Here is a 14,255-nt window from a genome sequence, read left to right as displayed (position 1 = left end):
ATGTGAACAGGTTTTTCCATTCAGGATATTTTTGTGCTTGATTGCCGATGCTTGGTGATTTTCCTGGCCTATCTCCGGACCGACGCTGTCGAGGCGTTAGCGCCGGTTTACAGGTTAGCCATTTTCACTAAAACGGTCTGGTGGTGCGTCTATGCCGAGTATGGCCGTGCTTTTACGGTATGAGCACAAGATAAAGGCAAGCCAGAGCAGACAAGCGGAAATGGAAATGCGGAAATGGAAATAATGACAAACCATTTCCTCACGGACGAATTCATGTTCGTTGGTGAGTTTGCAAACATCGTCCAAAGAGGCAATTTCACGTTCAAGCTGTGCAACGCTATTTAAAATTGCTGCACCAGCGCTTTCAGTTGCCTGATAAGCGCATTCTCCGAGCCTGCGGCGTCCGGATTGCCGGTGGATTGCCGGATAACCAGGGTGGTCGGCAACAGATCGTTAAACGCCTCTTGCGGCTGATTCGCCATTCTCAACAAATGGGTGACTGCGCGTTTTCCTATCAGATCAAAGTCCTGCCTCACCGTGGTCAGGGCCGGGTGGAAATACTGGCTGTCGGGGGTATCGTCATAGCCAATCACGGACACGTCCTGCGGTATGCGCTTGTTGAGTTGCCGCAACGCGCTGATGACCCCTAACGCCATCTGATCGCTGGCGACCAGCATCGCCGTGATATCCGGGTGCCTGCCGAATAATTCCATGGTTTTTACCCAGCCGCTGTTGGCGCTCCAGTCGCCGTACTCGGTATCCGTCTCCGCAATGCCCGCCTGATACAAGGTGTCGCGCCAACAGGCCAGCCGCAGCCGTGCCGAAATGGAGCTTTCCGGCCCGGCCAGCAAACCGAATTTCCGGTGCCCCAGTTCCAGAAGCAGGTTGACGCTGCTGGCGGTGCCGTCGCTGTGAAGAAAGCCAAGGTGACAGACCTCTGCGGCGGGCGGCACGTCCAGAAACAGTTGCTGTATATCCGGGTTATCCCGCGCCAGGGTTTCCGCATCCGATTTTTCCAGCGGCAGGCTCATGACCACGCTGTTGATCTTCTGCGCCCGAAACTCATTCAGCGCCGATTGCAGGACGTTCAGCTGCCCGGTTTTCAACATCGATATCGCCACCTGATACCCCACCAATTCCGCATGGTGCTTGAACGATGAAGCGATTTGCGAAGGGGCGTGCAGCGCAAGGGAGGTGGTGATCAAGCCAAACGTCGGCAAGGTTTTGCCGGCCAGGATCTGTGCGGAGCGGTTAGGCACATAATTGAGCGTATTCATCGCACCCAGCACGTTATTACGTGTGCGCTCGGAGACGATATCCGGGTTGTTCAACACCCGTGACACGGTTTGCTGGGAAACTCCCGCCTCTTTTGCCACGTCTTCCAACGTTGCCTGCCGTTTATTCATCAATTCAATCTCGCAATAACGTGCGGCGTTAAATAGTGCTACAGGTGAGGAACATGCAGAGCGCCGACACGCCGTGAATCCGTCCATGGAGGCTCGTATCGCGCGTCCATGCGCTCAACGGTCGGCTAACCTGCATGCTCCTACCCGTCTCAAGTTTGGGTGTCGCGGTATTAAACGCAGTTATTTAGCCTGTAATTGTACCCTTCTGTCTGAAAATGTATTAAAAAAACATTTTATGTCATGCGCAATACATTATAGGAAACAATCAACAAATAGCGTGATTGACCTCAAATATACCCACCAAATTTATTGCCCGTTAGGGCGTATCTCGTATTTACTCGTTTGAAAATGTATAGCGCTATACATCCCTATGACAGCAGGTAAGGATTGTTATGAAACAGCCTCTTTATTCGGTAAACGATAACCCGCCGGACAGCGTTCTCCCTCAGGTGCTGGCCCGGCAGGACTGGCAGAACCCGGCCGTCACCCACCTCAACAGATTGCCCGCCCACCCGCAATTTCGCAGTTGGCGCGCGCTTGAAGAGGCCAGGGATAATCGGCGCTCCGATCGGCGCGTTTCGCTGGATGGCGAATGGCAGTTTGTTTATCTGGCGCAGCCCGAGGCGGTGGACCCGCGCTGGTTGGTGGCGGATGGCCCGGACAGCCGGCCCGTAACAGTGCCTTCCAACTGGCAGATGGACGGCTATGATGCGCCGATTTACACCAACGTCCGCTACCCGATCTCGACCGAGCCGCCTTTTGTGCCGCAGGAGAACCCGACGGGGTGCTATTCGCGCGAAATTGACATCCCTGAAGCCTGGCTGAAGGCAGGCAAAACCCGAATCATCTTCAACGGGGTGAACTCGGCGTTCCATCTTTTTTGCAATGGGGTGTGGATTGGCTATTCGCAGGACAGCCGTTTACCGGCCGAGTTCGATTTAACCGACGCGCTGCATGCCGGTGGGAACCGTATCTGCGCGATGGTGATGCGCTGGAGCTCGGGCACCTGGCTTGAGGATCAGGACATGTGGCGCATGAGCGGCATTTACCGCTCGGTGTCATTGCTGCACAAGCCGGATACCCACCTTACCGATTTTCAATTGTCCGCCGGGCTGGATACGGAGTATCGGCATGGCACCTTGCAGGCCTCGGTGCATGTTGCGGCGGGGAAAGCCCAGCCGGCGGGGCTGCAGGTGGATTTATCCCTGTGGCGAGGCGATGAAAAAATCGCCGGCCAACGCAAGCCGCTGGGCACCGAGGCGATTGACGAGCGGGGGGCTTATGCCGATCGGGTGACCTTTGCGTTGCCGGTGCAGGCGCCGGATTTATGGAGCGCCGAGTTACCCCATTGTTATCGCGCCGTCATTGCGCTTTATGGCGCCGATGGGGAACTGATCGAAGCCGAGGCGGCGGACACCGGTTTTCGCCGCATAGAGATAACGGACGGGTTGCTGAAAGTGAACGGCAAGCCGCTGCTGATCCGTGGCGTCAACCGGCATGAGCACCACCCGGAACGCGGCCAGGCGATCAACGAAGAGGACATGCTTCAGGATATTCTGCTGATGAAGCAGAACAACTTTAATGCCGTGCGCTGTTCGCATTACCCCAATAATCCGCGCTGGTACGAGCTCTGTGACCGCTACGGCCTTTACGTGGTGGATGAGGCCAATATCGAAACGCACGGCATGGTGCCGATGGCGCGGCTGAGTGACGATCCGAGCTGGTTCCCGGCTTACAGCGCCCGCGTGACCCGTATGGTGCAGTGTAACCGCAATCACCCCTCCATCATCATCTGGTCGTTGGGTAATGAGTCCGGGCACGGCAGTTTGCATGATGCGCTTTATCGCTGGATTAAAAGCAGCGATCCCACACGGCCGGTCCAGTACGAAGGCGGCGGAGCCAACAGTGCGGCAACGGATATCCTTTGCCCGATGTATGCCCGGGTGGATGAAGATCAACTTATCCCTGGGGTGCCAAAATGGTCGATAAAAAAATGGGTCGGGATGCCGGGCGAAAACCGCCCCCTGATACTGTGCGAATACGCCCACGCGATGGGCAACAGCCTGGGGAATTATGACGAGTATTGGCGTGCGTTTCGTCAGTATCCGCGGTTGCAGGGCGGGTTCGTCTGGGACTGGGCCGATCAATCGTTGCTTAAAGACGATGGGAACGGCTCGCGTGCATCGGCCTATGGCGGCGACTTCAACGACACACCCAATGACCGGCAGTTCTGCCTGAATGGCCTGGTGTTTGCCGACCGCACGCCACACCCTTCGCTCCATGAAGCAAAACATGCGCAGCAGTTCTTCCAGTTTTCGTTGGTGGGGCATGCGCCGCTCGAGGTGGCTGTCGGCAGTGAATACCTGTTCCGCCGCACCGACAATGAAAGGCTGTACTGGCGGATTGAACAGGATGGGCGCGAATGGCGCTCGGGTGAGGTGGCGTTGGACATCCCGCCACAGGGAAATGCCTTCGTCACCCTGGCGGAACGCATCGATTTTCCGGCGAATGCCCGCAATGTCACTCTGATCCTTGAAGTTATCCAGCCGGAAGCCACCGCCTGGTCATCGGCCGGGCACCGCGTTGCATGGCAACAATTCCGGTTGCCGACGGCGCTGGCGTTGCCGGATGCGCCAAAACCCGGCGTTCGCCCCGAACTGCAGCTTGATGAAGACGGTTATCGGGTGCTGCATGGCGAACAGCAATGGTTTATCGACCGCAATAGCGGTTTGTTAACGCAGTGGACGGTGGCGGGTGAAAACACACTGGTGAGCCCGTTCACCGACCAGTTTGTTCGTGCGCCGCTGGATAACGACATTGGGGTCAGTGAAGTTGAACGATGCGACCCTAACGCCTGGGTGGAACGCTGGAAAAAAGCCGGGCTTTATGCAATGCAGAGAACCTGCACCCAGTGTACGGCGACGGCTTACGAAGACCGGGTGGAGATCCGCAGCACCTTCCATTACCGCTATGGCGATGAGGTGCTGATCGTCAGCCATTGGCAGATGATGATTGATGGCCACGGCGCGCTGAAGATCAACGTAGAAGGGGAGCGCGCAAGCCACTTGCCGCCGTTGGCGCGCATCGGCATGGTTTTCCAGGCCGCGCCGGCCTCCGCAGACGTGGAGTGGTTAGGGTTGGGGCCGCATGAGAACTACCCCGACCGCCAAAAAAGCGCCTGTTTCTCACGCTGGCGCTTGCCGTTGAGCGAGATGGTCACCCCGTACGTCTTCCCCACGGAGAATGGACTGCGTTGCAACACCCATGAGCTCAATTGGGGAGGCTGGCGTGTCGACGGGTTATTCCATTTCTCCATCATGTCTTACGGCAGCAAACAGTTGATGGACGTCGATCATTGGCATCTGTTGCGCGCCGAACCCGGTATCTGGATCACCCTGGACGCGCAGCACATGGGCGTGGGGGGCGATGACTCCTGGACGCCGAGCGTGCACGAAGAGTGGTTGTTAAAGGAAACGCAGTGGCGTTATCAGGTCAGTATTAAGCATCAGTAAACGTGGAGGGGGATATACCCGTCATACTTGAAGCTGCCTCTGTGTTGGCTGCGCTCACTTACCCGAATCACTTACTACAGTAAGCTCATCGGGATGCGCTCTCTTGCCGCCGTGATGCAACTCCAATTATTTTGGGTATATTTTTCCCATTAAAAAATAATAATCCAGGTGACACTATGAAATTGACTCAGCTCTCGGCACAGGAACGGCATAATTTTATTTATTTTATGCTCTTCTTCTTTTTCTACTATTTCATCATGTCGGCGTATTTCCCTTTTTTCCCGATATGGCTTTCGGATGTCAATCACCTCACCAAAACTGAAACCGGGATGGTTTTTTCATTTATTGCCTTGTTTGCCATTATCTTCCAGGTGGCTTTCGGCTTAATTTCCGACAAGCTGGGCCTGCGCAAACATCTGCTTTGGGCGATTGTCATTCTTTTGATTTTATTCGCGCCGTTCTTTATTTACGTGCTTGCGCCTTTGCTGCAATACAATATTTACGCCGGCGCGCTGGCGGGGGGCCTTTACCTGGGGTTTGTGTTCTCCGGTGGCGCGGGCGCCGTGGAGGCTTATATTGAACGCGTCAGCCGCACCAACCGTTTTGAATACGGCAAGGTTCGCGTTTCCGGCTGCGTGGGCTGGGCCATTTGCGCGTCGATAACCGGGCTGTTGTTCAGCATTAACCCCAATATTACCTTCTGGATTGCCTCCGGGTTTGGGGTGGTGCTGGCCGTCTTGTTGATTGTTTCCCGCCCGCAGCCGAACCAGACGGCGCAGGTGATGGACAAGCTGGGGGCGAATCAGCGCGAGTTCTCGCTGGCCATGGCGCTGGAACTGTTAAAAATGCCGCGCTTCTGGGCCTTCTTGTTATACGTGATTGGCGTCGCCAGTATTTACGACGTGTTCGACCAGCAATTCGCCAACTTCTTCAAAGGCTTCTTTTCATCGCCCCAAAGGGGCACCGAGATCTTCGGTTTCGTCACCACCGGCGGGGAGTTATTAAACGCCTGCATTATGTTCTGCGCCCCGTTTATCATTAACCGCATCGGCGCCAAAAATGCGCTGCTGGTGGCCGGCGCCATCATGTCGGTGAGGATTATCGGTTCGTCCTTCGCCAGCAGCGGCATTGAGGTGATTTTACTGAAAACGCTGCATATGTTTGAGCTGCCTTTCCTGCTGGTGGGCACCTTTAAATATATCTCCTCGGTGTTTGATCCCCGGGTGTCGGCAACCTTGTTCCTGATCGGTTTTAATTTGTCCAAACAGCTTTCGGGCGTGGTGCTTTCCGCCTGGGTGGGAAGAATGTATGACTCGGTGGGGTTCCATCAGGCCTATCTGATCCTTGGCCTGATCACCACAACCTTTACCGTCATTTCCTATTTCACGCTGACGGGGCGCGGCCTGCGTACACCGGCGGAGGCTAACACCGCCACGCCGTAACGCCTTATCGCCAACAATAGAAGGAGCCAGGGAACGGCCCCGACAAAAAGCCCGCTCAGGGTTACCCCGAGCGGGCTTTTTCTTCGGTCAGGTTAAAGGAGGCGGAACGGCTTAGAACTCCACGCTCGCCTGCACCATCAGATTACGGGTTTCCCCTTCGCGCACGCGCAGATTGCCGCCGCTGGAGGTGTAGTAGTGCTCATTAAACAAGTTGTTCAGGTTCAGCCTCAACTGCGTTTTCTCGCCAAACAGGCGGTTGTTCCAGGCGATGAAGCTGTCGGCCACCACATAATTCGGCAGAGTGAAACTGTTCTCCGGATCGCCCGCCCGCGTGCCGATGTAGCGCGCACCGCCACCGACGCGGAAGTCGCCCGGAATGCCGCTGACCACCAGATTATGGCTCAGGTAGAGCGCGCCTGAATGGCGTGGCGCATTTTGCAGACGGTTGCCGTTATTCGCGGCGTTGACGCCGTCGTCAATGATCTTGGCGTTGGTGTAGCTGTAATTGGCGCTCAGCTCCCAGTCCGGCAAGATCTCGCCATTCAGTTCGAATTCCGCACCGCGAGAGCGCGCTTTATTGATAGCGCGTGTTGCACCGTTGATGCTGAGCGACATGTCGCGTTCGTCAATATTGAACAATGCCACGCTGGCGAACAGGCGCGGCGAAACTTGCCACTTGCTGCCCATCTCCCAGGTGGTGCCCTGTTCCGGCTTGCCGACGTCACCGTCATCGTCGACGTTGGTGGAGGGCGTAAAGGATTTGCTGACGCTGCCGTAAAGCGAGACATCCGGCGTCAGTTTATAAATCAGCCCAGCCTGCGGCAGGAACTTGTTGCCTTCGTCATCCAGCGTTTCCACCACCGGATTGAAGCCTTTGGAGGCGCGCTGCTCGTAATGCTGATAGCGCCCGCCCAACACGGCGATCCAGTCCGGCGTCAGCGAAATGCTGTCTTTGGCGTACACCGAACGGCTGTGAATGCGGTTCAGGTTATTGCTGTTGGCGACGTTTTCCGTGCTGCTGTTGGTCACGGGCGACAGCATGTCGTATTGCGGATCGTTGAGGTTAAAGTTGTTGTTGGCCTTGCCCTGGTATTGATGCGCGCGATAGGTCTGGTTCATCTCATAATCGGTACCCAGAACGATATCGTGCGTCATGCCGAAGATGTTCTGCGAGCCGATCAGGTCCCAGGAGAGGTATTTGGTTTTATGGTTGAAGCCACGGTTGGCATCGGCGCGGCGCGTGACGGCGCCGGTGGTGGTGTTGACGCCGGTCACCCGGACTTCGTTGTTGTCGTAGCGGCGCTGGTTCCAGCCCAGTGTCAGGCGGGTGCTCCAGTCTTCGTTGAACTGCCAGCCATACTGGGCATTCAGCGTTTTGTTGTGGCCCCAGGCATGGTTAGCCTTGTCGTCCAACCGGTTTTTATAGCCGATGTCGACCGGTTTGCCGTCAATAAAGGCGGTGCCGCGATCGTAAGGAATGTCGTAGCGATATTCGGAGTAGCTGATGAGGAAGTTCGCTTTTTCGCCGAACCATTGCAGCGACGGGGCGATCAGCGTGTGTTCGTCACTGCCGAAATTGCGCCAATAGTCCTGATTTTGTTTCTCGGCAATCAGCCGGAATGCAAAACCGTTACCGAGCGGGCCAGTGACATCTACCGTACCTGCACCGCCGCCTTCGCTGGCGTAACGGCCGCTGACCCGGGTGTGCCAGTCGTATTGCGGTTTCTTGCTGACGACGTTGATCACGCCGCCCGGATTTTGGATGCCGTACAGCAGCGAAGCCGAGCCTTTCAGCACTTCAACGCGCTCGGTGGTGGCATCGAAATTCAGCCCCTGGCTGCTGCGCACGCCGTCGCGGTAAATGGAGCCGTCCGAGTTGGAACCAAAACCGCGGCGCACAAAGCCATCTTCGGTGCCCGCCAGCGTGTTGCCTTCGGCTACGCCGCTGACAAAACGCATCGCATCGGCCAGGCTTTCGGCCTGATAATCTTCTAACTGTTGTTGGGTGACTACGCTGACGGACTGCGCTTCATTCAGCCTGGAGGTTGGCGTTTTGCCGGCAACGGAGCTGGTGCTGGCGCTGTAACCCTGTTCGTCCGCCGCTTGCCCGGTAACGGTGAGGGTATTGTCGTTCCATGCAGCATAGCTGGCGCCTGAGGTGAAAAACGCGGCGCCATAGATTGCGGCCAGAATGGCCGGATGGCAACTGCGTTTAAAATAAAACAATGTGTTGTTATTCATCTAATTAAACCCGGTGTTAATGATGTTGTTATTTTCTTTTTGCCAATAAAAACCCGGCTGTTTTTAAGTGAAACCGCCAGGGTAAGGGAAGTCTTGGTATCAATGTAATTGATAATCATTCAATCATAGGGCAATGTAGTAGTAAATATGAAAATTCAACTCATCACTACAGCAGTGCGCAAAAAAATGCCTCGTTTTATGTGGGTGATTATTTTTATATAGTGCTATGTATTTAAAGTTGTTTTGTTGAGTTGTTGGTTGCGGATTGGCGACGATTTTCCGTTGGCTGGCCACGATAGGATTATTTTCACAGCCTGATGGCTACTACATTTAGCGCGAACGAGGCGGCCTTTGCAGGATGGCCCCGGTCAATAAACTGATCTATACCCTAAATAATTGGAGTTGCATCCAGGCGGCAAGGGCAGGCATCCCCATGAGCTTACTCAGGTAAGTGACTGGGGGGACTGCGTGCAGCCAACACAGATGCAGCTTCAAGTATGACGGGTATAAAAACAAACGGATTGAGCAAAGACTATGGCGGGAAATGAAATAAAAAAACGTGTCGATGTTTTTGGCGAACGTTACCGCGCGCGTGCGGCGGGCCTTTCTCCACGATTACAGGCGGTGGTGCGCTACATCCATGAGCATCGCGAGTCCGTAATGGAAGCGAGCGCCATGGAGATTGCCGCAGCGACGGGCACCTCGGATGCCACCGTGGTGCGGGCGGTGCAGGCATTAGGCTTTGCCGGCTTGCGCGACATGAAAAGCACGCTGGAAGCCTGGTTCGGCACCGCGGTTAACTCAGAAGAAAAGATGAACGCAACCGTGAGCGATCTGGCCTGCGACATCAATTCCGGCATCGATTTCGTGTTGGGCGGGCATAAGCGCGCCTGCGACGTGTTATCTGAACCGCACAACCGCCAGGCCATCGCGCAAGCGGTGAGCTTGCTGATAGAGGCACGCCAGGTGGCGCTATTCGGCATTAATGCCTCCGGGATTTTGGCCGACTACAGCGCCCGGCTGTTTAACCGCATCGGCATTCCTGCGGTATCGCTGAATCGCTCCGGTATTGCCCTCGCCGAACAGTTGATCAGCCTCCAGCGCGGTGACGTGTTGATTATGATGGCGCAGAAATCGGCGCACAGAGAAGGGAGGACAACCATTCGCGAAGCGAAGCGCCTCGGCATCCCGATTATTTTGCTGACCAATGCCAGCGACTCGTTTTTTGCCGGGGAAGCGCATGTCGTGATCAACGTTCCCCGGGGCGGCGAGAACGGCCGCTTACCGCTGCACGGCACCGTATTGGTGTGCCTGGAAATGCTGATTCTTTCCGTTGCCTCGGCCACCTCTGCACGTACGATGAAAACCATGAAACGCATTCAGGATTTAAATCGCGGACTTAAAGGGGCGGGGAAGTAGGGGGGGGGGGTTGTTAGTTGGCTTGCAGGGGGATGTTGCTGGGTAGGGCAACTAACCCTGCGCTTGACGGGATGAACCTGAGGGCGGGTTTGATAGTTAGGTTAGTGCCGAAGCGGACGTTAACTCATCTGTTTAGGTGGCCAAGTTCAATGCGCCACTACAGACTGAGTATTTTTATGAATAATAAGGCCAGTGACTGTACACTCTGGTTTTCATTAAGTCTTCCCCCAGAGGGCTAACTGTTGATCTAACGAGGAGTAGCAATAAGTTATTCAGCATCTACCTCCGAGGATTGAGCATTGCCCGGTCTCAAATCTGCCAGTAACTACAAATACAGAGGCTACGTGAGCATATATGGCATCAAAATGTTTAAAGGTCAGCTATGAACACAATTGCTAAATCCAGCTTTTTCACCGAACAAACGGAAAATGTTACGATCCAGTTTGGCGATACTTCGGTGTCCTGTATTCTTAGCTTTGGTGGCATGAGAATACCTGAACTTCGGGTTAAGGATTTCTCACAGGTATCGAATAATTTTATCAAGCAGTTGAGCGGAGAAATACGTGAATTGCGTTGCTCTGGTGTTCTGGATGGGCAGATTTATACGCTTCACAACCTGAATGTTAAAGAAGGTGTGATCCGCGCAGAATTTATCACTCTTGGTAAATTTGACTTCTCATTCGACAGCGTTGAGGTTCACCTGACGGGGCTATCAGTGTGGATTGAGGGTATCAGGGGGGTTGTCCTCAACGGAGAGCGTCTTGAAAGGGACATCAGTGTCGAGCGATTCAAGGAATCCTTTTCATTTGAATCCGGCAAGTACTGTCTTTCAAATGATTGCCAACTGGAACTCCTAAAAGATGATCCTGTCGATTGTCACGTTCAGATATCGCATACCCTTGTCATACATAAAACTAACGGTGCCTTTTCCCTGCCCGAATGCCGTGATGTAATACATGAAATTAGAGTGCTGTTTTCTCTCCTTGTGGGAGCATCGCTTTCAGTTGAAGAAGCCAACATTTTTAACGCAGACCGTACTAAATTCAAAAAACTCTATTTTCCATCGGTCATCTACGCCGAGACGCCGATCAAACATTCAGTTGATGCATTGTTGAATTTCTGGACCCTCACCGAAGATAAGAGATGGGGTGAAATACTTAAAAATTTCTTTAATCATTCCACATTCAGGACTATCTGGAATCGCATCGTTCCCGCCTTCAACCCACTCGGAATATGGGAGTTCGACATTCTGGCGCGGGTAGTGATACTCGAAATGTATGCTGATAACAAAACCAAAAAAGCTAAACTTAAGCTTGATGATGAGCTTTACGGTAAGTTAATTGAAACACTGAAGGAAACCCTCAACCAGTTCTCTGCCTCCCATAAGTTAGAGGGAGATAGCAAAACTGTCTTCACGGGTATGGAGAAAGCGATTTTAGCGACTAAAAATACCTCTTTGCCAACGCTGAAAGAAAAGTATGAGGCGTTAATAAGCAAGATAGATACCTCCCTCAAAGACGCAATTTCATTCAGCGATAAGGATTTTGCTCAGATCCAAAAGCTCAGGAACAGTACAGCGCACGGGAATGTTTACAAAAGACTCGGTCAGGGGGCAGACATTACCCAGGAGATGCAACTCAGCGACAGACTTTTACTTTTGCTGATGTGCCTTATCTATCTTGAGCTGGGCTTTACTGAATCAGATATTGCCAACAGTCTCTTGAGATCTCATTGTCGATTTAAAGGTAATGCTAGAATTAACAGTCGGGAGCTGGACAGACTTGCCGGTACGGCTGAATTTATCGAGTTGGCAACACCAGTACGGTCCCTATCCCTCAACAGCTGGGATGAAATTTTGCTGAATCATGACCTGAAGAAAAATATCTGGGTGTTGAATGAGGAAATAACGAAGAGCATCAGGTCAGGATGGCGTTCAAGCGGTATTGCTTCTCTTAATGACTACGTTCAAAGCCTTGTAACTCTTTACGAGGGGGAGAGAATTGAAACGTTGGACAAAGCCTATGTGACCAGCGATGGCCATGAAACTGAACATTTTGGGGTGATGGTGATCAGGTCATGAAACCCTAGGACCACGTCTTCGAACACTGATTTAGTTCTCCATAAGCCATCATTACCCAAGCCGTAAAGCCCGAAACTACAATTCTAATGGTTCAGTGGAGCTTAGCTGCTTGCCTATTTACGGTGTCGAGTGGCGCCAGGCCTACCGGGGTAGAATGAACTATTAACATCTGGATGCTTTTAGATAGGCATTGGATAGGCAGCAAAGCTTGGCCTCGAAGATTCACTTTACAGCACACATTCCATTAGAAGAACAAAGCCTTACCTGATTTACAAAAAGACGAGAATCTCCGTGTGCTCCAACTCCAGCCCTGTGCCAGAAGCTGGCGACTAGTCCCCCGATAGCTAATGCGTGATGAATTCATGCTTAAAACGGTGTGCTGGCTTTAATATTTATTCTAAATGCCCGCCAGTTACTCCCGTGCATAGCCATACAGATGTGCAAAAATGATCGCGGACTTTTTTGGGCAATACAGGGAAAGTGCCGAAAACAACCCGCCTGCTTAAGGATGGAGTTTAGGGCTCTGAGGGGGCGGAAAAATATCCCATTGAAAAAAACATGAATAGGCTGTAGGTTGTTTAAATAGATACGTTAAATGATGATTTGGTAGCTCGTGGATATTCTAAATAATCGAGAGATTGCAATTACATTATGGCTTCTAGTAATTTCGTATTACACTTTTTCTTCCTCAAAAATGGCGGAAGGCAGAAATGCCTTTAAAGGCGTTTTAGCGGCATTATTTGTTAAACAAATAATTTCTGTCCTTTGTTTCATGGTTGCTTACATGGTGATTGTCATTTACTGGCTTTCTGAGTTGGAATTATGGAATTTTGAACAGCTAAAAAATACTGTTTTTTGGTGTGTTTCTGTTGGTTTTATGTCGCTATTTAAGATTGAAAAAATTAAAAAAGATAAGCTTTTTTTCAAGCACTCAGTTTTAGATAGCTTCAAACTACTAGCGATTATTCAATTTGTTGTTGGTGTATATACTTTCTCTCTTTGGGTCGAGGTTCTGCTAGTCCCTGTTTTAACATTATTGGGAGCTATGCTAGCTATTTCTGGTTCCGATAGAAAACATCATGGGATTAAGATTTTTCTAGAATATTGCCTAGCTTTATTCGGCGCAGTCTTAATTGTTTACACTTTGTACATGTTAATGACCGATTTTGGTGAGTTTGGGAAAGAAAAAACTGCATACGACTTCTTTATCCCTCCATTGCTGACTCTTTTTTACTTACCATTCATTTTCTTTATGTTGGTTTATTCAACATATGAGCAGGTCTTTGTTCGTCTTAGGTTTTCAATAAATGGCCGGTTCCATAGATATGCGGCTATACTCTTTGCATTTATATTATTCAATGTTCGGCTAAGCCTGCTAGAGCGATGGTCATTTCAAGTCGTCAAAACAAACATAGAATCATACTCGGATCTGATTGATACCTTTAAATATATATTTAAAGCGAGATGTTCTGAGAAAAACCCAAAGGGAGTGCTAAAAGAGCACGGTTGGAGCCCTTATAAAGCTAAAGAATTTCTTGTAAACGAAGGGTTGAGTACTGGATTCTACAATAGATCTTTCGAAGATGAATGGTTTGCATCATCCCAGATGGAAGAATTTAGCGATGGTATTATCCCAGACAATATCACTTACTATATTGAAGGTTCTGAAGATGCTGCAAAAATACTGAAGCTTAAAGTGAACGTGAATGATGCTTCTAGAACCCATCAGGCATGTGAGAAGTTAGAAGCCATGGCAGAAGCTTTGAGCATCTCAAGCTTAAGTCTGCCCTTATCTGAAGAGATGAAAAGTGCTATTTCAGGTTGTAATTCACATTCTGAGAAAGTCGAGGATAAAACAATCGCATTGATTGTAGAGCACTGGCCAAATCATAAGTTTAATGGGTTTAATCTCAATTTCCTGATATCAAGCATTTAACAAAGCGCTGCTGTCGGACAAATTTTCCTCAAAGCGCGGCGTTAACGTCCGCTTTTCGCTCAAAGCAACCCAATGATCTGTCGGCTACTCAGTAACAACAGCAGGTTTACTCCAGTTTGTTGATCAATGTAGAGCCTACTATTGACTGGTAGTAAGGAGTTGCACGAATTGTCTGGATTGCTTGGATATCAATGAAGTAAATTGAGAACAACTTAAGAG

The 14,255-nt window shown here is 51.5% G+C and carries 7 protein-coding genes and 1 pseudogene; 6 read left to right on the top strand and 2 right to left on the bottom strand.

The window, feature by feature from the left end:
- Nucleotides 1–341: 341 nt before the first annotated feature.
- A complete protein-coding gene (locus SERAS12_RS16250) occupies nt 342–1,406 on the bottom strand; it encodes a LacI family DNA-binding transcriptional regulator (RefSeq protein ID WP_013813680.1) in 1,065 nt (354 codons plus the stop codon).
- Nucleotides 1,407–1,798: 392 nt separating this feature from the next.
- Here SERAS12_RS16250 and SERAS12_RS16245 point away from each other — a divergent pair, with 392 nt between their 5' ends.
- Entirely contained in the window at nt 1,799–4,918 is a 3,120-nt protein-coding gene (locus SERAS12_RS16245; protein ID WP_013813679.1) for a beta-galactosidase, read from the top strand.
- Between the two features lie 176 nt (nt 4,919–5,094).
- Entirely contained in the window at nt 5,095–6,360 is a 1,266-nt protein-coding gene (locus SERAS12_RS16240; protein WP_013813678.1) for an MFS transporter, read from the top strand.
- A gap of 111 nt (nt 6,361–6,471) precedes the next feature.
- Here the strand turns inward: SERAS12_RS16240 and SERAS12_RS16235 are convergent, their stop codons facing one another.
- Entirely contained in the window at nt 6,472–8,601 is a 2,130-nt protein-coding gene (locus SERAS12_RS16235) for a TonB-dependent siderophore receptor (protein ID WP_013813677.1), read from the bottom strand.
- A gap of 534 nt (nt 8,602–9,135) precedes the next feature.
- Between SERAS12_RS16235 and SERAS12_RS16230 the strand changes: the two genes are divergently transcribed.
- The 4 genes and pseudogenes from SERAS12_RS16230 (at nt 9,136) to SERAS12_RS16220 (ending at nt 14,036) form a co-directional block, all read left to right on the top strand.
- Nucleotides 9,136–10,020, top strand: a complete 885-nt coding sequence (locus SERAS12_RS16230; RefSeq protein ID WP_013813676.1) for a MurR/RpiR family transcriptional regulator — start codon at nt 9,136–9,138, stop codon at nt 10,018–10,020.
- 382 nt (nt 10,021–10,402) lie between these two features.
- Nucleotides 10,403–12,100: a HEPN domain-containing protein gene (locus SERAS12_RS16225; protein ID WP_013813675.1), complete on the top strand. Its 1,698-nt coding sequence runs from the start codon at nt 10,403–10,405 to the stop codon at nt 12,098–12,100.
- A gap of 204 nt (nt 12,101–12,304) precedes the next feature.
- Nucleotides 12,305–12,405, top strand: a pseudogene (locus SERAS12_RS26750) (integrase); the annotation flags it as partial.
- A 308-nt stretch (nt 12,406–12,713) separates the two neighbouring features.
- Nucleotides 12,714–14,036, top strand: coding sequence for a hypothetical protein (locus tag SERAS12_RS16220; RefSeq protein WP_041416202.1), 1,323 nt, complete (start codon nt 12,714–12,716; stop codon nt 14,034–14,036).
- The last annotated feature ends 219 nt before the right edge of the window (nt 14,037–14,255 follow it).

It is taken from the genome of Serratia sp. AS12 (genome assembly GCF_000214195.1).
GTDB classification, from domain to species: Bacteria; Pseudomonadota; Gammaproteobacteria; order Enterobacterales; family Enterobacteriaceae; genus Serratia; species Serratia plymuthica.
This window is presented reverse-complemented; position numbering and strand designations above follow the sequence as displayed.

What these genes read in the sequence shown, in the direction of transcription:
- SERAS12_RS16250 (WP_013813680.1), bottom strand. Translation starts at nt 1,406, where the DNA reads ATGAATAAACGGCAGGCAACGTTGGAAGACGTGGCAAAAGAGGCGGGA.
- SERAS12_RS16225 (WP_013813675.1), top strand. Translation starts at nt 10,403, where the DNA reads ATGAACACAATTGCTAAATCCAGCTTTTTCACCGAACAAACGGAAAAT.
- SERAS12_RS16230 (WP_013813676.1), top strand. Translation starts at nt 9,136, where the DNA reads ATGGCGGGAAATGAAATAAAAAAACGTGTCGATGTTTTTGGCGAACGT.
- SERAS12_RS16240 (WP_013813678.1), top strand. Translation starts at nt 5,095, where the DNA reads ATGAAATTGACTCAGCTCTCGGCACAGGAACGGCATAATTTTATTTAT.
- SERAS12_RS16235 (WP_013813677.1), bottom strand. Translation starts at nt 8,601, where the DNA reads ATGAATAACAACACATTGTTTTATTTTAAACGCAGTTGCCATCCGGCC.
- SERAS12_RS16245 (WP_013813679.1), top strand. Translation starts at nt 1,799, where the DNA reads ATGAAACAGCCTCTTTATTCGGTAAACGATAACCCGCCGGACAGCGTT.